Source organism: Martinezella rhizogenes, assembly GCF_007002745.1.
GTDB lineage: Bacteria > Pseudomonadota > Alphaproteobacteria > Rhizobiales > Rhizobiaceae > Agrobacterium > Agrobacterium cucumeris.
On sequence record NZ_SGNY01000002.1, the window covers coordinates 33597 to 58486 of the forward strand.

At 59.1% G+C, this 24890-nt stretch carries 21 protein-coding genes and 1 tRNA gene; 7 read left to right on the plus strand and 15 right to left on the minus strand.

Going from position 1 to position 24890, the window contains the following annotated elements; genetic code table 11:
- Positions 1 to 5: 5 nt before the first annotated feature.
- The 5 genes from EXN68_RS05670 to EXN68_RS05690 all read right to left on the minus strand — a co-directional run bounded on the left by EXN68_RS05670 (position 6) and on the right by EXN68_RS05690 (position 8328).
- Entirely contained in the window at positions 6 to 854 is an 849-nt protein-coding gene (locus tag EXN68_RS05670) for a segregation and condensation protein A (protein ID WP_142840015.1), read from the minus strand.
- 58 nt (positions 855 to 912) lie between these two features.
- Entirely contained in the window at positions 913 to 1929 is a 1017-nt protein-coding gene (gene nagZ / locus EXN68_RS05675) for a beta-N-acetylhexosaminidase (protein ID WP_142840016.1), read from the minus strand.
- 243 nt (positions 1930 to 2172) lie between these two features.
- Positions 2173 to 5211, minus strand: a complete 3039-nt coding sequence (locus tag EXN68_RS05680) for an SPOR domain-containing protein (RefSeq protein ID WP_142840017.1) — start codon at positions 5209 to 5211, stop codon at positions 2173 to 2175.
- 66 nt (positions 5212 to 5277) lie between these two features.
- Entirely contained in the window at positions 5278 to 7035 is a 1758-nt protein-coding gene (gene argS, locus EXN68_RS05685) for an arginine--tRNA ligase (protein WP_142840018.1), read from the minus strand.
- A gap of 75 nt (positions 7036 to 7110) precedes the next feature.
- Positions 7111 to 8328, minus strand: coding sequence for a deoxyguanosinetriphosphate triphosphohydrolase (locus tag EXN68_RS05690; RefSeq protein ID WP_142840019.1), 1218 nt, complete (start codon positions 8326 to 8328; stop codon positions 7111 to 7113).
- 226 nt (positions 8329 to 8554) lie between these two features.
- Here EXN68_RS05690 and erpA point away from each other — a divergent pair, with 226 nt between their 5' ends.
- Entirely contained in the window at positions 8555 to 8887 is a 333-nt protein-coding gene (gene erpA / locus EXN68_RS05695; RefSeq protein WP_046798327.1) for an iron-sulfur cluster insertion protein ErpA, read from the plus strand.
- Positions 8888 to 8984: 97 nt separating this feature from the next.
- Positions 8985 to 9782 (plus strand): exodeoxyribonuclease III, encoded by a 798-nt coding sequence (gene xth / locus EXN68_RS05700; protein WP_142840020.1) that lies wholly within the window; start codon positions 8985 to 8987, stop codon positions 9780 to 9782.
- A gap of 44 nt (positions 9783 to 9826) precedes the next feature.
- Here the strand turns inward: xth and exoR are convergent, their stop codons facing one another.
- From exoR to EXN68_RS05740, 8 genes are all read right to left on the minus strand, one after another.
- A complete protein-coding gene (gene exoR, locus EXN68_RS05705) occupies positions 9827 to 10621 on the minus strand; it encodes an exopolysaccharide production regulator ExoR (protein ID WP_046798325.1) in 795 nt (264 codons plus the stop codon).
- Positions 10615 to 10926, minus strand: coding sequence for a hypothetical protein (locus EXN68_RS05710; RefSeq protein ID WP_237681367.1), 312 nt, complete (start codon positions 10924 to 10926; stop codon positions 10615 to 10617). The genes exoR and EXN68_RS05710 overlap by 7 nt, the downstream gene beginning before the upstream one ends.
- 259 nt (positions 10927 to 11185) lie before the next feature.
- On the minus strand, positions 11186 to 12478 hold the full coding sequence (locus tag EXN68_RS05715) for an outer membrane protein transport protein (RefSeq protein WP_142840021.1): 1293 nt from the start codon (positions 12476 to 12478) through the stop codon (positions 11186 to 11188).
- Positions 12479 to 12931: 453 nt separating this feature from the next.
- Positions 12932 to 15775 (minus strand): valine--tRNA ligase, encoded by a 2844-nt coding sequence (locus tag EXN68_RS05720; protein WP_142840022.1) that lies wholly within the window; start codon positions 15773 to 15775, stop codon positions 12932 to 12934.
- A gap of 221 nt (positions 15776 to 15996) precedes the next feature.
- The gene (gene popZ, locus EXN68_RS05725) at positions 15997 to 16956 is read right to left on the minus strand and encodes a cell division protein PopZ (protein WP_142840023.1); all 960 of its coding nucleotides are present in this window, start codon (positions 16954 to 16956) and stop codon (positions 15997 to 15999) included.
- A 410-nt stretch (positions 16957 to 17366) separates the two neighbouring features.
- A complete protein-coding gene (locus tag EXN68_RS05730) occupies positions 17367 to 18038 on the minus strand; it encodes a protein-L-isoaspartate O-methyltransferase family protein (RefSeq protein WP_142840024.1) in 672 nt (223 codons plus the stop codon).
- 244 nt (positions 18039 to 18282) lie between these two features.
- A tRNA-Cys gene (locus EXN68_RS05735) sits at positions 18283 to 18356 on the minus strand.
- Between the two features lie 239 nt (positions 18357 to 18595).
- Complete coding sequence (locus tag EXN68_RS05740; RefSeq protein WP_080824959.1) at positions 18596 to 18748, minus strand: DUF3309 family protein; 153 nt, start codon at positions 18746 to 18748, stop codon at positions 18596 to 18598.
- A 719-nt stretch (positions 18749 to 19467) separates the two neighbouring features.
- On the opposite strand from EXN68_RS05740, the gene EXN68_RS05750 reads away from it, so the two are divergent.
- Positions 19468 to 19773 (plus strand): hypothetical protein, encoded by a 306-nt coding sequence (locus EXN68_RS05750; protein WP_142840025.1) that lies wholly within the window; start codon positions 19468 to 19470, stop codon positions 19771 to 19773.
- A gap of 83 nt (positions 19774 to 19856) precedes the next feature.
- On the plus strand, positions 19857 to 20102 hold the full coding sequence (locus EXN68_RS05755; RefSeq protein ID WP_046798319.1) for a DUF982 domain-containing protein: 246 nt from the start codon (positions 19857 to 19859) through the stop codon (positions 20100 to 20102).
- Positions 20103 to 20616: 514 nt separating this feature from the next.
- Here the strand turns inward: EXN68_RS05755 and wrbA are convergent.
- Positions 20617 to 21216, minus strand: a complete 600-nt coding sequence (gene wrbA, locus EXN68_RS05765) for an NAD(P)H:quinone oxidoreductase type IV (protein WP_142840026.1) — start codon at positions 21214 to 21216, stop codon at positions 20617 to 20619.
- 277 nt (positions 21217 to 21493) lie between these two features.
- Here wrbA and EXN68_RS05770 point away from each other — a divergent pair, with 277 nt between their 5' ends.
- The 3 genes from EXN68_RS05770 (at position 21494) to gpt (ending at position 24107) form a co-directional block, all read left to right on the plus strand.
- The gene (locus EXN68_RS05770; protein ID WP_142840655.1) at positions 21494 to 22267 is read left to right on the plus strand and encodes a competence/damage-inducible protein A; all 774 of its coding nucleotides are present in this window, start codon (positions 21494 to 21496) and stop codon (positions 22265 to 22267) included.
- Between the two features lie 189 nt (positions 22268 to 22456).
- The gene (locus EXN68_RS05775) at positions 22457 to 23302 is read left to right on the plus strand and encodes a universal stress protein (RefSeq protein ID WP_142840027.1); all 846 of its coding nucleotides are present in this window, start codon (positions 22457 to 22459) and stop codon (positions 23300 to 23302) included.
- Positions 23303 to 23609: 307 nt separating this feature from the next.
- Positions 23610 to 24107 carry a xanthine phosphoribosyltransferase gene (gene gpt / locus EXN68_RS05780; protein ID WP_046798460.1) on the plus strand — a complete coding sequence of 166 codons (498 nt, stop codon included), beginning with the start codon at positions 23610 to 23612 and terminating at the stop codon, positions 24105 to 24107.
- A 30-nt stretch (positions 24108 to 24137) separates the two neighbouring features.
- On the opposite strand, the gene EXN68_RS27625 is transcribed toward gpt, so the two are convergent.
- Positions 24138 to 24554, minus strand: a complete 417-nt coding sequence (locus EXN68_RS27625) for a hypothetical protein (RefSeq protein WP_142840028.1) — start codon at positions 24552 to 24554, stop codon at positions 24138 to 24140.
- Positions 24555 to 24890: the final 336 nt, after the last annotated feature.

Genomic DNA, 24890 nt, shown 5'->3' on the forward strand with positions numbered 1-24890 from the left:
TCTCATCATTTGTCATTATCGGTCTCCCCGGCTTGGGCTGCACGCTCGTCCCTTGTGCCACGGCGCATATAGATGGGCTGAAAAGCCCCCTCCTGCCGGATTTGCAGCGATCCCTCGCGCACCAGCTCCAGCGAGGCGGCAAAGGCGCTGGCGATGGCCGTCACCCGCATGGCGGGATCCGGCACATATTGCAGCAGATATTGATCGAGCACCGTCCATTCACCGACATCACCGAGGAGACTGTTGAGAAGCTCACGCGCCTCCACCAGCGACCACACCTGCCGCTTTTCGATAGTGACCTGGGTTATGGCCTGCCTCTGCCGCAGATTGGCGTAGGCGCTCAGGAGATCGTAGAGGTTCGCCTCGTAAGCCGAACGGTTGATATGCGGAATATGCTCCGGTGCACCCCGGGCAAAAACATCGCGACCAAGCTGGGCGCGGTTGACGAGCCTTTCGGCCGCCTCGCGCATCGCTTCCAGGCGTTTCAGCCGGAAGGCCAGCGTCGCGGCCATTTCCTCACCCGAAGGCCCGTCATCCTTCGATTGCTGCGGGATCAGCAGCTTGGATTTCAGGAAGGCAAGCCAGGCCGCCATCACAAGATAATCGGCGGCCAGCTCAATGCGCACGCGGCGCGCGCTTTCCACGAATTGCAGATATTGCTCGGCAAGCGCCAGCACCGAAATGCGCGACAGATCCACCTTCTGCGTGCGGGCAAGATGCAGGAGAAGATCGAGCGGGCCTTCGAAACCCGCGACGTCGATGACCAGCCCGGCCTCGCCGGTCAGCCGCTCCGGCGTCACATCCTGCCAGAGCTTGTCCATCGGCGTTGAATTGCGAGACTTGTCTGCGGCCATTGTTCCATCCGCCGGGCATCCGGCCTGTGATCCCGAGTGGGCGACCGCCGCCCGATCGTCAGGAAACGGCCCACATGGCGTTGAATTCAGCTCTCAGTTCGGCTTCGTCGGAGGCGTCAGCAGCGGGGAAACCCACCTCCACGGCCCGCACCCGCTCCAGCGAACGGCCGGAAAGAACGGGAACTTCCTTCACAACCTCAAGCATTTCACCCATCACGCCGTTGCAATGCAAGACTATATCGCAACCACCCGCAACAATATTCGCAGCCCGCTCGCCAAGTGTGCCCTTCAGCGCATTCATGGAACTGTCGTCGGACATCAGCAGCCCGTCAAAGCCGATGCGGCCGCGAATGATCTCCTCGATCACCTTTGCCGAGGTGGTCGCTGGTCGTTCGCGGTCAACGGCGTTGAACACCAGATGTGCGCTCATCGCCATCAATTCGCGGTTAAGCGCGCGGAACGGCACGAAATCATGGGCGTCCAGCTCATCAAGCGGCACATCGACAACAGGCAGCTCATGGTGCGAATCGACCATGCCGCGACCGTGACCCGGCATATGTTTCATGACGGGCAACATGCCACCGGCCTTCAGGCCATCGGCAGCCGCCTGGCCCATCTGCGCCACCATGGTCGGCGAATAGCCATAAGCGCGGTTGCCAATGACATTGCTGGCGCCTTCCACCGGCACATCGAGCACCGGCAGGCAATCGACATTGATACCGAATTTCATCAGGTCAAAAGCATGCAGGCGCGACATCAGCCAGGCGGCGCGCAGGCCTTCCTTTCGGTCACGCTCGTAGATTTCGCCGAGGATGCGGGCATTCGGATAGGCTTGCAGGATCGGCGGCTTGATACGCTGAACCCGCCCGCCTTCCTGATCGATCAGCACCGGCGCGTCCGGCCGCCCGACAGCATCGCGCATGGATGCGACGAGATCGGTGATCTGCTGCGGCTCGCCGATATTGCGCCCGAACAGGATGAAGCCCCACGGCTGCTGGTCGCGGTAAAGGGCGACCTCGTCGGCGGTCAGCGCAAGCCCGCTGCATCCGAGGATCATAGCTTTGCAATCGGTCATGGTGTCACGCCTGTCTGAGAACAAAAGGGGTAAGGGAAGAATGGCCTTTAGCCATCGAGACTGCGGAGAGGTCCAGTTAATTTCTCCGCGTCATCCTCGGGCTTGACCCGAGGATCCATTTCGGCGGCCGTGGATCCTCGGGTCAAGCCCGAGGATGACGTAGAGTTTGCCGGAAGGTCCGAATATGCCAAGGGCTGCCCCAACTCGGCAGCCCCAATCATTACGAAGCCAGATCGGCCGCTATCACCGTGCCACCAGGCAGCTGCCGCCGGCCGAGCGGAACTTTTCGCACAGCGCCACGGCTTCGTTCTTGTCACCAGCCGGGATGCGGACGCGGTAGAAGGTGCCCTTGCCGGCAATTTCAGCCGCCTTGATGTCGACGCCGCGTCCACCGATGACCGAGCCGAACTTGGCCGACATGTTCTGGTAGGACTTCTGGGCCTCAGCCTGGCTCGGCAGCGAGGCGATCTGGATGTAATAACCACCGGCAGAAGGCGTGCTGGTTGCAGCAGGTGTTGCGGCAGCCGTCTGCTGCTGCGCGGCCTGCGGCTGGGCCGGAGCGGCCGTCGTCGGGCGGACATTACCCTGATTGGTCACGGTTGCCACCACATTGGCGGGCTGGGCAGACGGGCGCGCCGAAGGAAGCGGTGCTGCAGACTGCGCGGCCGGCGTGGAAGCGGCAGCAGGCGTGTTGGCCTGCGGCTTTGCAGCCTGCTCGGGCGCCACCGGAACCCGCGAAGCGGCGATGACGGCAGGAGCGCCCTCACCCGGCTTGGCGGTCTGCGGTGCGGCAAGCTCGGCAACCTTGTCGGCCTTCGGCGGCTGGGCTGCCGGTGCGTCCACTTCCTGGGCGACCAGCGTACCGTCGGGCTTGACGATCATGGTGCGGACCTTGCGCGGCGAAACACCGGTAGCGCCAGAACCTTCGTTCTGAGCGGCCTTTTCTTCCGGCGAAAGCAGGCGCGGATCTTCGGTCTCGCCAACCGGCGTGCCGGTCGCTTCCATGTCCCCGTCGTTTTCGCCTTCCAGCGGCAATTGTTCCGGGATCAGCGTGCGCTGAACCACATCCACCGGCTGTTCGTTGCTGGAAATCAGCGCCGGCTGCTTCGGATCGGCAGCGCTGCCACCGGCAACGCGATCATAAACCGCCTTGTCCTGATTGGGCACAACGCGGCCGCCCGGATTTTCCGGCACGACCTTCATCGGGTCGTTATCGGCGGAGATGATGACCGGCGCGCCATTGGAGCCGGTGCTGGAAGAACCGCCCGATATCAGCGCGTAGACGCCGCCACCGACAAGCACCAGACCGATGGCAGCTGCCACCGGCATGATCCAGCGGCGACCGCCACGTTCATCTTCCTCACGATAGGCCGCCTGATGATCGACATAGGTATTCTCGGCATCGCGCGACGCATTGCCACGGGAAGCAGCAGCCTCCTGCATGGAGCGGCGGAAGTCCTCTTCCAGGGCCCGCTCGAATTCATCGGCGTCATCGGGAGCCTGCGCGGCACGCGCCTGCGGGGCCGCAGCGCGGTTTTCCGCATGTTTATGGCGGTCGAGACCGCCGGCAACGGCAGGCGCAAACAGCGTCGCAAGCTCGGTGTCGATATCGAGATCTTCTTCGTGACGGCGCGGCGCGGGCTTGGGTTCGAAAACCCCGACCGGCAGTTCCGGAACATCCATCTCGATGATGGTTTCCGGGTGTTCTTCCGTTTCACCGATCTGCGAAGGATCGAAAGGCAGGCTTTCCAGCGTCTGCGGTGCTGCCGGCTGCGGCGCGGCGACGGCCGGACGCGGCTGAACGGGTGCAGCTGCTGCCGCGATGGGGGCGGCAACGGTTGCGGCGCGTGGTTGCGGAACAGGCTGTTCCCTCACCGGCTGCGGCGCGGCCGCCACCACCGGAGCAACCGGCTGCTGGCGAACGGGTTGCGGCGCGGGCGCAGGAGCAACCTCCGCTTCGGCAATTTCCGAAAGGTCGAGATCAAGATCGAGATCGTCGAGCGCCAGCTCGAAATCATCATCGTTGAAACCGGCAAAATCCGTGAAATCCGGCTCCTGAAGAGGAGCCTGCGATACGGCAGGGGCAACCGGCGTCACCCGCTCAGGCACCGCAGCAACTGGCGTTGCGGCAACCACCGGCGGCTCGATTTTTGCAGCCTGAACGACAGGCGCGGACTGTACGACGGGTTCTTCGCCACGACCCGGAATGGAGTATTTCGCAACGTCGTAGATCAGCTCGTCCATCGGCGACAGATTGGTCGCGACCGGCCTCTGAGCAACCGGAGGCGTCACAGGCTGTTCAGCAGGCGTGAAGCTTTCCGCAACCGAAGGCGCAAAGGCAGGTGCTGCCTCTTCCGCCTGAATGACGACAGGTGCCGGCGTAGGCTCGATCTGTGGCTCGATCTGTGGCTCCATCCGGGCCACGACAGGCGGCTGCTCGGAGCGCGGCTCGACCCTTCTCGGATCGACAGCAGAAACGTCACGGCGCGCACCAAAATTGGCAAGCGGCAGGCGCAGGCTGGAGAATTCCAGTGAAGAACGACCGCCATGCGAGGGCGGACGCACGGAAACCGGCGCAGGCGCTTCCTCGGCAACCGCGATCTCTACCTCATCGGCAAGATCGAAAGCCTGCGGTTCCGGCGCATAGGCCTGACCGGCAAAAGCAACATTGCTCGAAACATCGGCCGGAAGCTCCGGCATGGCGTGCCATTCGGGCTCGGCCGTTTCAACAGACTGCGGCTCTTCCCATGCGACCTGCTGGGCGGGCGGCTGGTAAACCACCGGCTCGGCGGCGCGCGGCTGGCGGGAATGCACATCGAAAACTTCAGCGACAGCGCCGGCATCGTCACGGAAATCCGAACGGATATCCTGCCGAGCGGATGTTTCCACGTAATTATGGATATAGGCCTGATCGACCTCGGGAAGCGGCTCTTCCCTCACCTCGGGTGCAGGTGCGGGTGCAAGCTCTGGTTCGCGGCGGGCGAAAACCGATTCGACACGCTGCATAAAGTCGTTGGGGTGGATCCCCGCACGAACATCGTTCGCCGGATCAAGAACGACCGGATCGGCGTGCGGCGCATCGTAAACCTCGAATTCCCTCAGAAGCTCATCTTCGAGGTTAAATTCGGGTTCGCGACGGGTCACCGATGGCTGAGCCTCGGAACCCGCATGCGAAGGACGATCTTCGAAGCCGACGATACGCGCCAGTTCTGCCAGAGGATCGTTGTCAGCGAACCCTTCGGACCGGGCGTCCCGGTTATACGCGACATTTTTTTCGACCATTACGTGTTCCACCATCTACGCATTGCAGCTCTTGCCAGCGTATTGTGAGCAAATAATGGTGATATGTTATCGCATTTCGTCAGGTGCGTCCGCTCCCAAAAGCGTAAGGCCAGACTTCAAAACATTCGCGACAGCATTCACCAGCCCAAGTCTGGCAATGCTCAATTCTCGGTTTTTATCGTTAATAAAACGTAATTCCGGTTGGTCTTTGCCCTTGTTCCAGTGTCCATGGAAGGAACTGGCGAGATCATAGAGGTAAAAAGCAAGCCGGTGCGGCTCATGCGAAAGGGCCGCGGATTCGATCAGGCGCGGATATTCGGCGAGCTTTGCAACCAGCTGCAACTCATTGATATCGCTGATCAAAGCAACAGATGCCGCCATCTCTTCCGCAGAGGGAGCAAGCCCCGGAAACGCTTCCTGCGCCTGCCGGAAGATCGACTGTGAGCGGGCATGCGCATATTGCACGTAAAAGACCGGATTATCCTTCGATTGTTCGGTCACTTTCGCAAAATCGAAGTCCAGCGGCTCGGAATTCTTCCGATAGAGCATCATGAATCGCACGGGATCGCGACCCACTTCGTCGACAACATCGCGCAGCGTGACGAAGTCGCCGGAGCGTTTCGACATCTTCACCGGCTCACCATCACGGAACAGTTTCACGAGCTGGCACAGAAGCACCGTCAGCTTCGACTTGCCCTCGGAGACGGCGCGCGCAACCGCTTCCAGCCGCTTCACGTAACCGCCATGGTCAGCACCGAGCACATAGATCATCTCGGAGAAACCGCGATCGAACTTGTTCTTGAAATAGGCAACGTCGGCGGCGAAATAGGTGTAGGAGCCGTCCGATTTCATCAGCGCACGGTCCATGTCATCGCCCACTTCGGTGGAACGGAACAGCGTCTGCTCACGATCTTCCCAGTCGTCAGGCAATTCGCCCTTCGGCGGCGGCAGCGTGCCCTTGTAGACGTGGCCCTTGAACGTCAGGTCGTTGATGGCCGAGAGGATCGGTCCGCCATTGCCCTCATGCAGCGTGCGCTCCGAGAAGAACACGTCGTGCTTGACGTTCAGCGTCTCCAGATCTTCGCGGATCATCGCCATCATCGCAGCGATTGCCTTGTCCTTGACGATCGGCATCCACTTTTCCTCGGGCATGGCCCGCAGCTTGATGCCATATTCATCCGCCAGCGCCTGGCCGACAGGAACGAGGTAATCGCCGGGGTAGAAGCCCGATGGAATGGCGCCGATATCCTCACCCAGAGCTTCGCGGTAACGCAGGAAGACCGAACGCGCCAGCACATCGATCTGCGAGCCGGCATCGTTGATGTAATATTCCTTGGTGACGCCATAACCTGCAAATGCGAGCAGGTTCGCCAGCGTGTCGCCGACAACAGCACCACGGCAATGACCGACATGCATCGGGCCGGTAGGATTGGCGGAGACATATTCGACATTGATCTTCTGGCCGGCGCCCATCGTAGAACGGCCAAAATCAATGCCCTGGCCGATCATGTCGGCAAGCAGACGCTGCCAGTAACCGACGGAGACCTTGAGATTGATGAAGCCGGGACCGGCAACATTGACGCTGTCGACATCGCCATCCGCCTGAAGGGCGGGCACGATGAGTTCGGCGAGCGCGCGCGGATTGGTGCCGAGCGGCTTCGCCAGCACCATCGCCGCATTGGTTGCAACGTCGCCATGGCTCAGATCACGCGGGGATTCGACGGTAATTCGACTGAAATCGACCTTTTCGCGGTTCTCTTTGACGAGATCGAGAGTCTCGAGCGCGTTTTTGATCCTGGTATCGAAATCGGCAAAAATGTTCATCGTTCCAACCTGCGCGAAGGGCTTCTGTTTAGTCCGGCCATCATAACCGGGTCGGCTTCGCGATCGCCCGCTGCCCTATCGCAAATCGGGGGTGCGGTCAAACAGCCGCTGGTGAGCGCGCAGTGCATAACTGTCGGTCATGCCGGCCAGATAATCGCCCACATGCCGGGCTTTCGCCGCCTCGCTCATGCCGGAAATGCTGTCCACCCAGTAGTGGCTCTGCATCTCCGCCGGCGTTTGCATATAACGGTGGAAAAGGTCGGTGACGATCTGCGTAGCGCCAGCCCGGATGCGCATGATTTCCGGATGACGGTAGATATGGCCGAACAGCAGCTTCTTGATCTGCCGGTCGGTCTCGGCCATCTCGGGCGAAAATGTCGCGACGGTGAAATCGGCGGCGCGGATATCGGCCGCACTCTGCGGTTTCAGGCGGGCAAGATTCTGCTGCGCCACGCCGATCACATCTTCCACCATATGGGTGATCTGCCGGCGCATGATCTCGTTGGCAAAACGCTCCTTGTCGAGCACGGGATATTTGCCGCGTACCTCGGCCATCAGGTCGCTCAGGAACGGCACCTCCTCCAGCATCTCGAAAGTGAGATAGCCGGCGCGCAGGCCGTCATCTATATCATGGGTATTATAGGCGATGTCGTCGGCAATCGCCGCCATCTGCGCCTCAAGGCTGGCATAGCTGCCAATCTCCAGATCCTGCAGCTCGCAATATTCGAGGATGGGCAGCGGAACCGGCGCCTTGACCCCCTCGCCGCTGGCATTCACCAGCGGGCCATTGTGCTTGACCAGCCCTTCGAGCGTTTCCCATGTCAGGTTGATGCCGTCATATTCGGCGTAACGGCGCTCCAGCTTGGTGACGATGCGCAGCGACTGGGCATTGTGGTCGAAACCGCCATAGGGCAACAGCACCGCATCCAGCGCATCCTCGCCGGTATGGCCGAAGGGCGTGTGGCCGAAATCATGCACCAGCGCCACGCCTTCCGCCAGATCCTCGTCGAGCTTCAGCGCGCGGGCGAGCGCCCGGGCGATCTGTGCCACCTCGATCGTATGGGTAAGACGGGTGCGGTAATGGTCTCCGTCCGGGCTGATGAACACCTGCGTCTTGTGCTTCAGGCGGCGAAAGGCTGTGGTGTGGACGATGCGGTCCCGGTCACGCTGGAATTCGGAACGCGTCAGACTGCCTTCTTCGGGGAAAAGACGCCCGCGCGTGGTCCATGGATCCGAGGCGAAAACCGCCCTCTCGCCGCTTCCGAAACCCAATGCGCGCTGGTCTATGATCATGCATCCACCTGTTGTCTTCGCCGCCATGACCTAGGCTATGACGTCCTTTTCGCCTCGGCCATTGACCTTTTCATTCACCCTTCATACCTATCGCAGAGGTCGGCGCAAAGCATCATCGCCGCGCAGACCGCCTTCACACAGGCTATAGACCGTTAATTTGACCGGTTTATAATAGTGACAACGAGATTTTTGCTCTCCGGTTCTTGACCCCGGCAGGAGGAACGACATGGAAAACAGCGACATTACCCTTTCGGAAGCCGCAGCAAAGCGAATCGCCCAGATCGTCGCAGCCGATGCGGGCAAGCACGCATTGCGCGTTTCGGTGGAAGGCGGCGGCTGCTCGGGCTTCTCCTACAAGTTCGATCTCGCGGAAGACCCCGCCGATGACGACATCGTGATTGCCCGCGGCGACGCCAAGGTGCTGATCGACAGCATGTCGGTCATCTACATGGCCGGCTCCGAAATCGACTTCGTCGATAATCTGCTTGGCCAGTCCTTCCAGATCAAGAACCCCAATGCGGTCGCAAGCTGCGGCTGTGGGACGAGCTTCTCGATCTGACACCATTCTATCCACCACATCCTCACCACCGCGTTCCAAAAACGGTGGCAATCGCCTTTGCATCGGGTAAAAGTACCCCCACAAAAGGGAAACTCCGATGAAGATTGCCACCTGGAACATCAATGGCGTCAAGGCGCGTATCGAAAACCTCTGCCAGTGGCTGAAGGATTCATCGCCTGATATCGTCTGCCTTCAGGAAATAAAGTCGGTTGACGAGGGCTTTCCCCGCCTTGAGCTGGAAGCGCTCGGTTATCACGTCGAGACCCACGGCCAGAAGGGTTTCAACGGCGTCGCCCTGCTGTCGAAGATGAAACCGGACGAGATCAATCGCGGCCTGCCGGGCGATGACGCCGATGAACAGGCGCGTTTCATCGAAGGTGTGTTTTCTGTCGATGGCGGCGCGATCCGCGTCTGCTCGCTTTACCTGCCAAACGGCAATCCGCCTGACGATCCGGTCAAATATCCCTACAAGCTCGCCTGGATGGAACGGCTGCGGCGCTTTGCCGAAGATCGCCTTGCGCTCGAGGAACCGCTCATTCTCGCGGGTGACTACAACGTCATTCCCGAACCCTTTGATTGCCACGACCCACGCGTGTGGGAAGGCGATGCTTTGTTCCTGCCGCAAACACGCGTTGCATTCCGCAAGCTGGAGCATCTCGGCTTTACCGATGCCGCCCGCGCAACCACCGATGAGGCAGGACTATATTCCTTCTGGGATTATCAGGCCGGTGCATGGCCGAAAAATAACGGCATCCGCATCGATCACCTGATGCTCTCGGCGGAGGCGGCCGACAGGCTGCAATCCGTCAACATCGAAAAACATGTGCGGGCTTGGGAAAAACCGTCCGACCACGTTCCGGTCTGCGGTTATTTCGATTTCCAGCCGGTCGGCTGACCGGCTCGTGTCAGACGGGCGAAATCGCTTCGACCGGCATCATCTCAATTGGAATCGTCGATCTGCATGTTCTGCGCCATCGCGATGGCCGCGCGTCGATCATTTTCGCCAGCCAGCGAAAAAGCCTGCTCCTGCAGGTTCTGGATCCACGTACAGTCTATCGCCGTGCATTTGTCCAGCGCCGCCGTCATGAAAGCCAGCCCCTGCGCCGTCTGGCCTTCCTGGAAGATCAGATTGCCGAAGATCGACATGGCGCCGGCATGGCCGTGCTTGCGCGCCTGATTGAGCCACTTCTTGGCCTGCTGCACATCCGCCCGGCCGCCCTCGCCGGCCAGGATCATCTCCGCCAGCCGGAACTGCGCTTCAGCCACACCAAAGGTGGAAGCCACCTGGAAATAAAGCTGGCGGGCCTGTGAAAGGTCCATTTTCACCGGGCTGCCGGGAATACCGTGCCGGTAATAGTCAGCCAGAGACAGCAGCGCGTTGACGAAAAAGCCGGTATCTTCGGAACCCGGCTCAACGCCCTGGCTGGCGATTTCGCTGTAAATCTTGAAAGCTTCGAAGTCGTTCTTGGCGACGCCATCGCCAAAGGCATACATATTGGCAAGCGCCCAGCGCGAACCGGTGTGGCCCTTTTCAGCCGCGTAGCGATAGGCCTCAACGGCTTCGCCCTTGTTGCCGTTCTTGTAGGCCTTGAAGCCGAACTTGAACAGGTCGAAGGGGCCGGATTCCTTGGTCACGCCCGCATTGATGTCAAAAGCCGCGGCAGGCATTGCGAGCGACGCAAGCAACATGCCCATAAGAAGCGGCTTTAAAACGTTGGCTTCACATTTCAGCATTTCGGCGAACTTCTCATAACTCTTCCCGGCATATAGCCAATACTTGCGGAATACTGCAAAGCCGAACCCCGCCGGGTCGCGATTTTTCGAACACACTGCGTCTTTCCGGCAGCACTTCCCAGCGCACCACCGGTGGTCTCTTGCGGTAATTGCTCCAAATTTTCAGTGAAACAGATATAGGCATAATTTCCGGCAATATAACGGCGTTTCACCATCTGCCAGTCAGCGCCAAACAAGAAAGCCGGACCAAATTCCCGTATTACTTGCTTAAACCCTGAATCCAAACCCGTTTTCACTTTCTGCAATTCCAGAGATCCACATCAAACGCCCGCATGTTCTTTCATTCCCGCGTCCATAAACATAAGCCAAGCACTCTGTTTGTGGCGGGAAATGGACAGATATGCTCACATTCCAACGCGGCTCCACGCTTGCAGAAAAGTGTTGCCAAATCGTCACAAAACTTTCGGCCTGGAAGATTTTATCGAGAAGGAATCATAGTCGGGCATAAAAAAAGGCCCGGTTGGTAAACCGGACCTTTATTTTAGCATCAATGGAAGTGTGGCGTCAGAACTTGACCTTCACACCCGTCGAAATGGCGGCCACGAGATCGTTGCCGAAGGTGTAGCCCGCTTCATCGCCGCATCGTGCGCCCAGAGGACCGCAGGGTGCGCCGCCGATGGACGACGTGCCAGAGGTCAGGAGGCCGAGCGCGCCGGCAATCTTGAACTCGATATTCTTGTTGGGCGAATAAATCAGCTGGGTGCCGACCATCCAGGTATCGGTCTGTGTGCCGATGACGGTCGATGTGCCGCGGTCCCAGGTGAGGCTGACAGCACCGCTCCACTGTTCGTTGAACTTGTGACCGATACCGCCTGAGATCGTCCAGCCGTCACGATAGAAAAGATCAAGGGTGTTGATGGCGCTGGCCGTTCCAGCAACGCAGCTCGGCGAACCGACGGCGCAGAAAGGAATCGTCTGGATCTGGCTCCAGTCAGTCCATTTCACCGAACCGAAGGCGAGCCAGCCGGGCGCAATACCGGACTGAACCTTCCACTCGATGCTATCCGGCATGGAAACGCTGCCGTAAACCGGGGTGATCTTGCCGGAAATGGCATTCAGGCCAACCGGCAGGTTGGTGAGATTGACGTTACCGGTCAGATCGACATCAACGGCACTGTTATAAACAAGACTCGTGCGGAACGCGATTTCAGGAATTTCGTAAGCCACACCGGCGCGCCAGCCCCAGCCGTCGCCTTCCATGTCCAGCTTGCCGATACCGTTATAAATCGAGGTCGGGATGCCGCCGGCAGCAAGCGCGATCGGCGATACGACCTGACGATATTTGTATCCGCTGATTTCCTGATAGAAACCACCGCCGATAATCGAGAAGTCGCCCTTGCCGAGATCGAACTTCACACGGCATGTGGTGGCGTAATTATGCGACTTGACCTTGGTTTCAATGTTGTAGCTCGAACCCTGCCATGTGCCGGGATTGAGATCCGCACCCCACGGCTGCGAATAATCGAACATGCAGTCGCCGAAATCGCCGATGGCCGCCTTGGCGCCGATACGCGGCGACCAGTAATTTTCAGAATCGTCGGCAGACGTACTCCAGCTTGACGGCAACGGAATGGGTGTTGCGCTGGTCGGGCTCTTGAACGGATTGTCCCGTGCATTCTCGACCTTGCGCTGCGGCGCAACGAATGTGGCCGAACTATCGAGAACGTAATCGGACGGATCGAACAGCAGGTCGATATTATAACCGCCGCGCTCCAGGCCGCCGGCCAGTGAAGGCGTGACCGCCGCGATGCTGGCTACGAAACATACCGCGCCGCGAAAAATTGCAGTTTTTGCCATCTCTCTCCCCAATCAAGGCAATGTGATCGAGGATAGAGTGAAACGCCAAAGGGCAAATGACAATCTGCCGCAGTTTCCGGCTGTAGCACAAATGCGGCGATTTTTTTACGTAAGAATTTTATGTCTGCCCTCTTATATAATCATTTTAGGCTATTTTTCTAATCCGTTCGGAAAAACTGACGCGAAACGAAACAAATTGCCAAAGCCAACAGGAAATGTCGCTAAATAACCACAGTCGCATTTTCCCGAAGAAACCCGCTTATCAGACCGTTTTTATTGGTTTTTTTCCGCTTTTCCGGATGATCCGGACGAATTTCGCGATGAAATAATCGCACTGTTTCCCGGAAATGATTCGCCGCTGCAACGCAGCAATGAAAAGAAATGAAACCTGACAAAAGGCAAAAAAACGCCCCGCATTAACGGGGCGTTTTGCGTTGGAAAGGCACTGGCAGGTTATCCCGCCTCGTTCACCCGCTGCATGGCGGTCTTCAGGCTTGTCAGCTGCACCTCGAGTTCCGCCTTGCGTTCGCGTTCAGTGGCCACAACCTCCGGATCGGCATTGGCCACGAATTTTTCGTTCGAGAGCTTCTTGTCGATACGTTCCATTTCCGCATCCACCTTGCCGATCGCCTTTTCAAGGCGGGCCTTCTCAGCTGAGAGATCGACAAGGTTGCCGAGCGGCAGGCAGACCGTGGCTTCACCGATGATGATCTGGGCCGAACCCTTCGGCGCGACATCACCACCGCGGATTTCATCGGCCCGCGCTAAGCGCCGGATGGCGGCGGCGTGGCGATCAAGCCGCGCTTCAGTGGAAGTGTTGGCGCCGACGACCACCAGCGACGCTGTCGCACCTGGCGGCACATTCATCTCGGCGCGTGTGGAGCGGATGCCCGATACGAGATCGATCAGCCAGTTGATTTCCGCAGCCGAAGCGTCGTCGCGGAATTCCGGCACCGGCCAGTCGGTGAGGCAGAGCAGATCATCACGCTCCTCGCCCTCGCCGGCCGTATGCGCCCACAGCTCTTCCGTCATGAACGGCATGAAGGGATGCAGCAGCTTGTAGATCTCATCCAGAACATAGGCCGCACAGGCCTGCGATTCTGTCTTCGCCTTTTCATCTTCGCCACCGAAGACCGGCTTCAGCAGTTCCAGATACCAGTCGCAGAACTGGTTCCAGACGAAACGGTAGAGAATGCCGGAGGCATCATTGAAACGGAAATTCTCAAGCGAAGCCGTCACGTCGCGTGCCGTATTGGCAAGCTCGGTCAGTATCCAGCGGTTGATCGTCAGCGAGGCGGTTTCTGGCAGGAAGTGCGGATCGCGCTTCACGCCGTTCATCTCGGCAAAACGCGTGGCGTTCCACAGCTTGGTGCCGAAGTTGCGGTAACCGGCGATACGCGCGGGATCGAGCTTAACGTCGCGGCCCTGCGCCGCCATGATGGCGAGCGTGAAACGCAGCGCATCGGCGCCATATTCGTCGATCAGTTCCAAGGGATCGATGACGTTGCCCTTGGACTTCGACATCTTCTGGCCGTTCTTGTCGCGAACCAGCGCGTGAATATAGACCGTGCTGAACGGCTCAACCGGGTTGCCGGCGTCGTCCTTCATGAAATGCAGGCCCATCTGCATCATGCGCACCACCCAGAACGGGATGATGTCAAAGCCGGTGACGAGCACATTGGTCGGGTAATAACGCGCCAGTTCCGGCGTCTCTTCCGGCCAGCCCAGCGTCGAGAACGGCCAGAGCGCCGACGAGAACCAGGTGTCGAGCACGTCTTCGTCGCGGGTCAGGATTTCGCCCGGCTTGAAGTTCTCAAGCTTCTCCTCGACCCAGGCCTTCCATGGGCCTTCATGGGCGATGTAATGCTGGATGGCCGCCTGCAGCGCCTCTTCCTCGGTCTTTTCGACGAAGACCTGCCCATCCGGGCCGTACCATGCGGGAATCTGGTGTCCCCACCACAATTGCCGCGAGATACACCAGGGCTGGATGTTCTCCATCCACTGGAAATAGGTGTTTTCCCAGTTCTTCGGCACGAAATTGGTGCGGCCTTCACGAACCGAGGCAATCGCCGGCTGGGCCAGCGTCTTGTTGTCCACCCACCATTGATCGGTCAGACGCGGCTCAATCGGCACGCCGCCACGGTCGCCATGCGGCACGACGTGCTTGTGCGGCTCGATCTTGTCGAGCAGACCGGCTTCCTCGAAGATTTCGACGATGACCTTGCGCGCAAAGAAGCGGTCCTGTCCTTCCAGGCGATCCCATGCGCCATGCAGGGCGGCCGGATGACTAAGGCCCTCGAGGAAATCCTCATTCTCCTTGATGGAGATGGTGCCATCGATATTCATGACGTTGATGGCGCGCAGGCCACAGCGCTTGCCGACCTCGAAGTCGTTGAAATCATGCGCGGGCGTGATCTTGACTGCGCCGGTGCCGGCCGTCGGATCGGCATAGTCGTCGGCAACGATCGGAATCTTGCGGCCGACGATCGGCAGGATGACATGCTTGCCGACAATGCCCTTGTAACGCTCGTCTTCCGGGTTAACCGCAACACCGGTATCGCCGAGCATCGTTTCGGGACGGGTCGTGGCGACGACGATGTAGTCGCGGGTTTCGAACTCGGTGGGCTTGCCCTCCTCGTCGAAGGCGACCGGATGTTGGTAGGTCACGCCCTTTTCCAGCGGATAACGGAAGTGCCAGAGATTGCCCTTCATCTCGATCTGCTCGACTTCCATGTCGGAAATCGCGGTCTGCAGCTTGGGGTCCCAGTTGACGAGACGCTTGTCCTTGTAGATCAGGTTCTGCTTGTAGAGCGTGACGAAGACTTCGAGGACAGCCTCGGAGAGACCCTCGTCCATGGTGAAGCGCTCGCGCGACCAGTCACAGGATGCGCCGAGGCGTTTCAGCTGGTTGAAGATCAAGCCACCGGATTCGGCCTTCCATTCCCAGACCTTCTCCACGAAGGCCTCACGGCCCATGTCGCGGCGGCCCGGAAGCTGCTGTTCCATCAGCTTGCGCTCCACAACCATCTGGGTGGCGATGCCGGCATGGTCCATGCCCGGCTGCCACAGCACATCCTTGCCGCGCATGCGCTCGAAGCGGACCAATATGTCCTGCAGCGTGTTGTTGAGCGCATGGCCCATATGCAGGGAGCCCGTCACATTCGGCGGCGGGATGACGATGGTGAAGGTTTCCGCGCCCGGCTTGGCGTTGGCGCCGGCACGAAAAGCATTCGCCTCGTCCCATGCTTTGGCGATCTTCGGTTCGACGGCTGCGGAATCGTAGGTCTTCTCGAGCATTTCCTGACCTGAATTTTAGAGTTCTTGTGTGGATTTTTTAAATAAGGATGGATGGTCGAGAGTCAACAGAAACCGACCCGCTTAAGCCGCCGATTGGGCGACCCTGCATATGACTATGCCCCGATAACGCCTTCATCTTCAACAAAAAAGCCGCCCCGATGCCGGAGCGGCCCCTGTTTCGTCATGGCCCGGCGCATTTGCGACAGGCGACCGCAGAGAACTTAACGGCGCGAACCGCGTGCGACGCGCTCGATTTCCTCGCGCACGAGACGCTCCACCAAAGTCGGCAGATTGTCTTCCAGCCAGTCCTGCAACATCGGGCGCAGCATCTCGGCAGCCAGATCCTCGATCGAGCGGCGCTCGACGCCATCGAACACATCAGCAAGTTCGCTGAAGGAACGGGCGATCTGGGCACCGGCGGCAGCGGAAATGAGATTGAGCGACAAAGCGCTCTCAGCTTCCACCTCGGGCTCGGCCAGATCGAATTTCGGCATCTCGACGGCCGGCTGGTGCACTTCGATTTCAAAATGCTCCTTGGGGAGCGGCGTCTCGATCGCGCCACGCAACGCAAGCTGCTCAAAAGGGTTCTCGGCAAAAGGCGCATTTTCGATGGCAGCGGCGGCGGCGCGATCCTCGGTAGCGAAAGGCACGGGCTGTTCGCTGGCAGCAGCAGCGGTTGCCGCCATCAGCGGCCGCACATCCGTCGGACGCTGCGGCGCCGGACGTTCAGCCGGTATTACGCTCGGGGAAGATGCGGCGGGCGCAGCCGGTGCGGGCTCTGTAGCGCCACGCTGCGCCTGCGCTGCAAATGCCTGTGGCCCCATCGCGGCGTTACGGTCGGCGGCGGCGCGAACACGGGCTGCAACGTCGGCCAGCGACATGGTCTTCTCGGCAGAGATTTCCGGCTGTTCCGGCATCGGCCTTTCGGAAGCCGGCGAATAATCCTGCGCAGGCCGCGCACCATAGGCCTGGTTTGCGGCGGGAGGAACGCGGGCCGGCGGGCTGACGGGCTCCGTCACGAAGGCCGCTTCACCGGCGGCATCGTCTTCATCGTCATAGACCGGCGGCAACTGTCTGGAAAACGCACCGGCAGGTCCCGGCTCGTTGCTCTCGATGATCCGGCGTATCGACGCCAGAATCTCTTCCATGGACGGTTCACGCGCTACGCTTGGCTGAGCCATATCAATCCCCGGTTTCCACTCTTGAGCGCGCAGGCCGTATCCCTCTGGATACCGGACATGGCGCTTCGCACCTGTTCAATTCTTACATCGCGTCCGTGACAGCCGAAGCTGGCTGCCGCGCCGATGTTCTGAAACATGTTCGGACAAAACCGCCGGGCGTTTTTGCCGTCCCTGTCGCAGGGTCATGCGGGGCAGAAATACGCACACCCCGAATCACCCTTAGTCTAGGGCAGCATGATCAGGAACTAAATCACTGATTCGACAAGTTTCACGGTGATGCACAGCTTTGTGAGAACAGGCTGTCAAGGCACCGCCGCGGACAAGCGGGGCGCAGCATACAGGCCCCGCAAAAACAAACGCCGGGGCGGAAGGTCCACCCCGGCGTAACCGGCAACGAATATATCGATGGATCAGAAAACGAATTCTGCCGCCTTGGCAAAACCGGGCAGAGGCTTGATGGAGGCGTTGAAGGAGCTTGCAGCCGATGTGCTGTTGCCATCACGGCGATAGACGGTGGCCTTTGCGGCGTTGCCATATCCGACAACAACGACCAGACGTCCGCCGTCGCGCAGCTGGTCGGTCAGCGCCGCCGGCACTTCCTCGACGGAACCGTTGACGAAAACCAGATCATAGGGCGCTTCGCTTGCATAACCCTTTTCAAGATCGCCGGTCACGACAGCGACATTGTCATATCCGAGCGATGCCAGCGTCTCGGTTGCCTGTGCCGCCAGCGCTTCGTCACATTCAAGTGACACCACCGAACCGGCCAGCTGGGAAAGGATGGCTGCCGCATAACCGGAACCACCACCGACTTCCAGCACCACATCGTCCTTGGAGACGGCGGCAAGCTGCAGCAGTTTCGCCAGCGGCGAAGCCTTCATGACATAGCGCGCAGGGCGGCCGTCGCGGGCCGGACAGATCTGCATATCCTCATCCGCATAGGCAATCTGCCGCACGCCCGCCGGCACGAAAGCCTCGCGCGGCACGCTCAAAAACGCCTTCAGCACCGAATGCGAAGTCACGTCAGTCGTGCGCAGCTGGCTGTCGACCATATTGGCGCGCGCGGTTTCGAAATCCATCATGTCCTTATCGCCTCAATTTCACGGATGCCGGTCGGGAAGCCTCGGCTCCAAAAGCTCAAAACGGCGCGGGTTTCCCCTCACCTTTGGATAATCTCATAATTGCCAAGGCGCGCGCTTTCAAGCGTGGTGAGTGGGATGTGCGGGAAAAAGCGAAATGACGGGGATTTTTTAAAACAGCAAAGGCGGTCAATCACCGCAAAGCGGGAGATATGCTCAAGACAACATTTGCTATTTGTGGAAATTTTGGAGGCCTCGCCCGGAATTGAACCGGGGTACAAGGATTTGCAGTCCTCTGCGTCACCACTCCGCCACGAGGCCTCACACGCTCTTCATTCGAGCGATGGCGGGCATTTAGAACGAATCCATTTTGGGCGCAAGAGGGTTCGTTCCGAATGTGGTGTTTTTTCAGACCTCATAGGCGCCATGCAGCCGCCCACGGTCTAAGGGGTTAAGATTGCGTGCTTTTTCGTATCTTCCTCATATTCCAGAAGAAACAACGCCCGCATCCGCCGCAATTGCGGCAGTGCGGGCGGTGGCTCAGTCCCAAGGGTGGTCGATCAAATCCGCCCAATCAGAACCAGGATCAGGACGATAACCAGAACCAGTCCGAGACCGCCCGACGGGCCATAACCGTAATTATGGTAACCCCAGCTGGGCAGCGCGCCGATCAGGAACAGAATAAGCAGGATGACGAGGATGGTGCCGAGCATGTTTAACCCTCCGCTATTGGCATGTGTTGTGCCTGATTCAATGACGCAGCATGAAAAAGGTTCCCTTCAGTTTCCGCGCTGTGGCCTGCTTCCCAAAAAGCATCGTAGCCGTTTCAACGGGTTAAAGCGCTATCTGCGATGAGCCCGTGTCTGCTTCCGTTGGCTGAAATAATTTGCCGGATAAACGTCTTCGCCCGCAGGCATTGAAAGGGCGCGGGTCTCGAGGCCAAACGTCGGGGGCTTCGATGACCGGCGATGGCAGCGATTTATTCGTGGTAATTTTTCGGCCTATGTCCATTGGTGGTTATTCGTTATACTATAACAAGTCCCCCGTACCCTGAAACTGGCGGGAGACAGAGAGATCTGGCATCACTGGCAGTGCGCCAGATCTCTCCCGCCCTCCCCGGCAAGCCACAAATCTCCCCCTTGAGGCACACGGATATTTTACTGGTGGTGACAGGCGCTTCTCTTGCCTTGCCGGTTTCACTCCGGCTAGACCCCGGACCGGGAGGGAGAAACGAGAATCATATGTCCGGTTTTGCGAACCTCATCCCGCTTTTCATCTTTGGCCTCCTCGTCTACGCTTTCTTCCGCTGGGTCGCGCGCGACATTCAGAATCCGAAAAGCAAATAGACAGGACGAATAATCCTTGATCTTCTTGCCCGCCGGGAACCGCTGCGCCTCCATATCGTTTTCGCAGACGCACTTCGGAGGACAGGATGAAAACGCTCCTATCATCGGCCACTATCGCGCTGCCACTGGTGCTGGCGGGATGCACCACGGTCGGACCGCCCCCCTATACTGGACCGGCACCCAATGTCGCACCGATCCCCGGCAGCATTACCTATAGAGGCCAGCCGCGCACCAAGCTGACGAAATCGCCGATCGGCAGCACCTTCAGCCACGAATTCCGTATCGATGGCAGCACAAGGGCGGTGGAAACCTACCGGATCGCGCCCGACCGCTCGCTGGAACTCATCGACCGGCGCATCATTCGCGACTGGCTGTTCGGACGCGACGACTGACCGCACCACAGCCGGGCCGAAACGGATTGCGCATTCAGGCCGCTTCGGTTAGAGCCCGGCACGACAAACAATACGGATAGGCGATGAACACGCGCTGGCAAAAACCCGTCCTGATCGCGTTTGAAACGCCGGGCGAATATACGAGCATCGAAACCACGCAGGCAGCCTCCTGGGCGCTGATCGAAGATTGGCCGATCGAAGATGGCGATGCGCTGGACAAGGCGCTGCTCATCTGCGCCGCCGTTGATGCCGGGCGGAAAAAGCCGGAAGATGCGCGCAAGGCTTTCCTCGCCGCCGCCATCGAAGCGGGCCTTGATTTCAAGGCCTGACGGGAACTGGCTCGCCTGCCGCAGGACAATGCGATGTGCCCTGCGGCGCTGAAATTTCAAGACAACAGGTTGGATGGATAAAAACCGATGGAAGCTTCCGGAAACATGAAAAAAGCCCTGTTCATCTTTCTTCTCTCCTGCCTCGCAATCGGCCTCATCGGCCATCTCGTCGTCGCCTTCGTCGTCACGGGCTGAAGTGTCCAGATCGCCTTATCCACACGCGGAATGGCAAGGCATTAAAAATCTCTAAATTTCATTCTTCTGTTATGGAACCGCAATAGGCTCTGTCCGTTCTCTTTTCGCCCGACACAAGGAGGATTGAAATGCGTGACGGATTGAACGGTTTTCTAGAAATCTCGATGCTCGGCTTCGTGGTCGCAAGCTGCCTTTTCATGGTCAACCTGCCGATCTGACCCGCCTCAAAAAATCCTTTCCCAGGGGGCCGGCGATTAAAAATGCAGGAACAGAAAATGCGGCCTTTTGGGCCGCATTCTTTTTCAAAGAACCGTGAAAATCAGGCAGAGAGCTTGGCAGCGATTTTTGCCACATGCGCGCCCTGGAAGCGTGCGCCTTCGAGTTCGATTTCGGAAGGCTGGCGCGAGCCGTCGCCATCGGTGATGGTGGAAGCACCATAGGGCGAACCGCCCTTGATTTCATCGACGCCCATCTGGCCCTGGAAAGCATAGGGCAGACCGACAACGGCCATGCCGTGATGCAGGAAGGTGGGAATGAAACCGAGAATGGTCGATTCCTGACCGCCATGCTGGGTCGCGGAAGAGGTAAAGGCCGAGCCAACCTTGCCGACCAGCTTGCCGTTGAACCACAGACCGCCGGTCTGATCCCAGAAATTGCGCATCTGCGAGGCAACCGTGCCGAAGCGCGTGCCGGCGCCGACGATGATGGCGTCGTATTCGGCCAGTTCTTCCACCGTCGCCACCGGGGCCGACTGATCCATCTTGAAATGGGAGGCCTTGGCGACCTCTTCCGGCACCAGTTCGGGAACGCGCTTCACCACGGCTTCCGCGCCGGTGGACTTGACGCCTTCGGCGACCGCATAGGCCATCGTCTCGATATGGCCGTAAGCGGAGTAATAAAGTACCAAAACCTTCGTCATTCTCTTTGTTTCCTTTGCTGGAATTTTTTCCGGCGTACCGGCCAGAAGCTTTTTCAAAAACTGGATGATCATCGGCGTTGACCCGTCAAATGTATGTGACGAAAACCTAGCCCACGGCCCCTCCTCCCGCCAGCCGGGGATTGGCATACGCACTGTTCACCATGAGTGAACGGAAAACCGGAATGTCAACCATTTACAAAAGGACATTTTTTCAAAACTGCTTTGCATTCATCGGGAGCAGGGCTAACGTCAGGGGAAACAGATGACGAGTGCAACCATGTCCAATCCCTCCTCCACCTCCTCCGTTGTCACCGCCGCCATGCTCGCCATCGGCGACGAATTGCTGTCGGGCCGCACCAAGGACAAGAATATCGGCCATCTTGCAGATGTTCTCACCATGTCCGGCATTGACCTCAAGGAAGTGCGCATCGTCGCCGACGAGGAGGAGCAGATCGTCGAGGCGCTGAATGCGCTGCGCGGCCGTTATGATTATGTCTTTACGTCAGGCGGCATCGGCCCGACCCATGATGATATAACCGCGGATGCGGTGTCAGTGGCATTCGGCCTGCCCTGCGAGCACGATGCCGAGGCGCTGCGCCTGCTGGGCGACATGTACCGCGTCCGCGAGATGGAGTTCACCGAGGCGCGCAAGCGCATGGCGCGCATGCCAAAAGGTGCCGCGCACATCGCCAATCCGGTTTCCGTCGCCCCCGGCTTCGTCATCGGCAATGTTTATGTCATGGCCGGCGTACCGCAGGTGTTCCAGGCCATGCTCGACAATGTCATGCCGACCTTGCGCACCGGTGCAAAGGTCATGTCGCAGGCGGTGCGCTCCCCCTATGGCGAAGGTGATATCGGCACGCCGCTGACGGCCATCCAGAAGGCTCATCCCGAAACCAGCATCGGCTCCTACCCGAAATATGACGGACAGCGTTTTTCGACGGAGATCGTCGTGCGCGCCCGCGACGCCGGCGTGCTGAAGGCGGCAACCGAGGCGGTTGCGGCCATGATCGAAACCATCGGCCAGGAGAAGCAACTGGCAAAGGCCTGAAACGAAAAGGTTTGACCAAAATCAAGGTGGCGGTCTGTAAAGGCGGCCACTCTCCCCCCTGAGCATTTCCAGGAAAAGCGGAACAGCTTTTCCGTCCGGACAATACGTAAAACAGAGACTGAGATCGCTCTGGCGATTCGAAGAAAAGCCAGAACGATCTGAAAACGACATGTCACCGAGGAGAGAAAAATGGGTTACAAAACGATACTGGCAGTGGTCGACAATGTTTCGAACACGCAGAAGCTCGGCGAATTCGTGGTAAGCCTTGCCGACCAGTTTTCCTCACATGTGATCGGCCTGCACATGGAAACGCTGGCCGCCGTTCCGCTCGTCGCACCGATGGAAATTCCCGATCCCGCCACCGTGCAGGCTTTGCAGGATGTGGCGCACAAGGAAACCACCGATGTCGGAACCCTTTTCGAACGCACGTTGTCTGCCAACGGCGTCTCGCATGAATGGCGCAGCTTCGTCACGTCGGTCGGTTACGCCTCCGCATCCGCCATCGACAGCGCCCGTTGCGCCGATTTGATCGTCGCCCGCCAGAGCAGCTCCTCGGCACTGTCAGACAGCCGCTCGGATATTGACGGTTTCCTTTATGAAAGCGGCCGCCCCGTTCTCCTCGTGCCGCATGTGCTGACCGTCGCCAAGCCGATCAAGCGCGTCCTCATCGCCTGGAACGGCTCGCGGGAGGCCACACGCGCCACCTTCGACGCCCTGCCCTTCCTGAAAGCCGCCGAAAGCGTCGAGATTTTCTCCGTCGACCAGGCAGAGAGTGAAACACAGTCCGCCGGTCTCGCCGGCACGGAACTGGCCGCAACGCTTGCCCGCCACGGTGTCAACGTCACAGTGACCTCGCAGGAAAAGATCGCCGGCGTTTCACCGCAGGCAGCCATCGAAAACCGTCTGTCGGATAACAGCATCGACCTTCTGGTCATGGGCGCCTATGGCCATTCCCGCTGGTGGGAACTGCTGTTCGGCGGCGTCACGCGCACCCTGCTCGATTCCATGACGGCGATGACGCTGCTCTCGCGCTAAATATGGAAGCGGCGCAAACAGCGCCACCGCCCGCTCGGCATTCCACATGGATCAAGCGAGTGCCGCATATTTCTTCTCCCCGCCGGGGAGAAGTCCGCGGCAGCGGGATGAGGGGGCAAGGGTAGAGATATTCGGCAACGTTGCCCCCTCATCCGACCCTTCGGGCCACCTTCTCCCCGGCGGGGAGAAGAAACAGGCGGCAATCTCCCGGCTCAAACAACACGCCTCACGCGGAAAGCTTGCCTTTTTGCCGGTCTTGCGGCTATTAGCCAAAGCCATCGACAATTTTGACCAGATGGTAGACGACATGTCCCTTCCCGATAAAGCCTTTCCCGTCTCCTGGGACCAGTTCCACCGCGATGCCCGTGCGCTTGCCTGGCGTCTTGCCGGCCTCGATAAAGAGTTCCGGGCAATCGTCTGTATCACCCGCGGCGGCCTTGTACCGGCGGCGATCATTTCCCGCGAACTGAACATCCGCCTGATCGACACGGTCTGCATCGCCACCCGTCATGACTATGTCAATCAGGGCGATACGGTGCTGCTGAAGGGCGTCGACCCGAAACTGGCCGCGGATGGCGGCGAAGGCGTGCTTGTGCTTGACGATCTGACCGATACCGGCAAGACAGCGCTGGAAGTGCGGGAAATGCTGCCGAGAGCCCATTTTGCCTGCGTTTATGCCAAGCCAAAGGGCGTGCCGACCATTGACACCTTCGTCACCGAAGTCAGCCAGGACACCTGGATCTATTTTCCCTGGGACATGGGCTTCACCTATCAGGAGCCGATCGCCAAGGGATCGCGCGGCTGATTGCCCACAGAGGAACCCATTTCTCATCCGTCATTCCGGCCTTGAGCCGGAATCCAGCCACGGCGCGTCTGCGTCGTGAGAAGACTCTCTCGCGATCAAGGACTTGATCGCGCTGGACCCCGGATCAGGTCCGGGGTGACGGAGTGCGGATGCACCAACCGCGCAAGACTTCCCCCCAGCAATATCCACTCTTTCGCCGTCAGACCCGGGGCGGCTTTTTTTGTGCGAAAAGGCCTTTTCCACGGCAGCGGAAAAACACGGAAAAACCGCAGTGTCGCCTTTATGCCTCACCCCGGAAATGCTGGTTTTTGGCTTTCCGCTGCGGAAACCAGCCCCGCACAGGCTTGAGATTTCCCCGCCAAGTGACTGATTCTTTTGAAAGCTTTTGCTTTCCCCGTTTTCCACAGGCACTTCACACAATATCTTGTGGTTAAAAATGCGTTTCAATCTATGGCTTGACGAATCTATGCCGCAAGAGGAAAGTGACAGTTATGTTGCGGCGGCAACGGACCGGAAAGTAACGAGGCCGGTTCCTTTCAATCTCAGCTCGCTAATCCAGACGCGGCGTCCCGGCCATCAGGGGGCGGTTTGCCGGTGGGTTTCTGCGCGCCTTCGGGAACCGCCAAAAACATGACGCGGGGACTGGCGGCAGGAAGCTGTTGATACTATATTTAGTATTCCACACTATGCTTGCAGCCGAATAAGCCACGATATACAGGGATCACATCCAAGGATGAACATCCCTTTCAGATCGGCAACAACCGGCTGCGCGAAGACATCGCA

What these genes read in the sequence shown, in the direction of transcription:
- EXN68_RS05670 (WP_142840015.1), bottom strand. Translation starts at nt 854, where the DNA reads ATGGCCGCAGACAAGTCTCGCAATTCAACGCCGATGGACAAGCTCTGG.
- nagZ (WP_142840016.1), bottom strand. Translation starts at nt 1,929, where the DNA reads ATGACCGATTGCAAAGCTATGATCCTCGGATGCAGCGGGCTTGCGCTG.
- EXN68_RS05680 (WP_142840017.1), bottom strand. Translation starts at nt 5,211, where the DNA reads ATGGTCGAAAAAAATGTCGCGTATAACCGGGACGCCCGGTCCGAAGGG.
- argS (WP_142840018.1), bottom strand. Translation starts at nt 7,035, where the DNA reads ATGAACATTTTTGCCGATTTCGATACCAGGATCAAAAACGCGCTCGAG.
- EXN68_RS05690 (WP_142840019.1), bottom strand. Translation starts at nt 8,328, where the DNA reads ATGATCATAGACCAGCGCGCATTGGGTTTCGGAAGCGGCGAGAGGGCG.
- erpA (WP_046798327.1), top strand. Translation starts at nt 8,555, where the DNA reads ATGGAAAACAGCGACATTACCCTTTCGGAAGCCGCAGCAAAGCGAATC.
- xth (WP_142840020.1), top strand. Translation starts at nt 8,985, where the DNA reads ATGAAGATTGCCACCTGGAACATCAATGGCGTCAAGGCGCGTATCGAA.
- exoR (WP_046798325.1), bottom strand. Translation starts at nt 10,621, where the DNA reads ATGCTGAAATGTGAAGCCAACGTTTTAAAGCCGCTTCTTATGGGCATG.
- EXN68_RS05715 (WP_142840021.1), bottom strand. Translation starts at nt 12,478, where the DNA reads ATGGCAAAAACTGCAATTTTTCGCGGCGCGGTATGTTTCGTAGCCAGC.
- EXN68_RS05720 (WP_142840022.1), bottom strand. Translation starts at nt 15,775, where the DNA reads ATGCTCGAGAAGACCTACGATTCCGCAGCCGTCGAACCGAAGATCGCC.
- popZ (WP_142840023.1), bottom strand. Translation starts at nt 16,956, where the DNA reads ATGGCTCAGCCAAGCGTAGCGCGTGAACCGTCCATGGAAGAGATTCTG.
- EXN68_RS05730 (WP_142840024.1), bottom strand. Translation starts at nt 18,038, where the DNA reads ATGATGGATTTCGAAACCGCGCGCGCCAATATGGTCGACAGCCAGCTG.
- EXN68_RS05740 (WP_080824959.1), bottom strand. Translation starts at nt 18,748, where the DNA reads ATGCTCGGCACCATCCTCGTCATCCTGCTTATTCTGTTCCTGATCGGC.
- EXN68_RS05750 (WP_142840025.1), top strand. Translation starts at nt 19,468, where the DNA reads ATGAAAACGCTCCTATCATCGGCCACTATCGCGCTGCCACTGGTGCTG.
- EXN68_RS05755 (WP_046798319.1), top strand. Translation starts at nt 19,857, where the DNA reads ATGAACACGCGCTGGCAAAAACCCGTCCTGATCGCGTTTGAAACGCCG.
- wrbA (WP_142840026.1), bottom strand. Translation starts at nt 21,216, where the DNA reads ATGACGAAGGTTTTGGTACTTTATTACTCCGCTTACGGCCATATCGAG.
- EXN68_RS05770 (WP_142840655.1), top strand. Translation starts at nt 21,494, where the DNA reads ATGTCCAATCCCTCCTCCACCTCCTCCGTTGTCACCGCCGCCATGCTC.
- EXN68_RS05775 (WP_142840027.1), top strand. Translation starts at nt 22,457, where the DNA reads ATGGGTTACAAAACGATACTGGCAGTGGTCGACAATGTTTCGAACACG.
- gpt (WP_046798460.1), top strand. Translation starts at nt 23,610, where the DNA reads ATGTCCCTTCCCGATAAAGCCTTTCCCGTCTCCTGGGACCAGTTCCAC.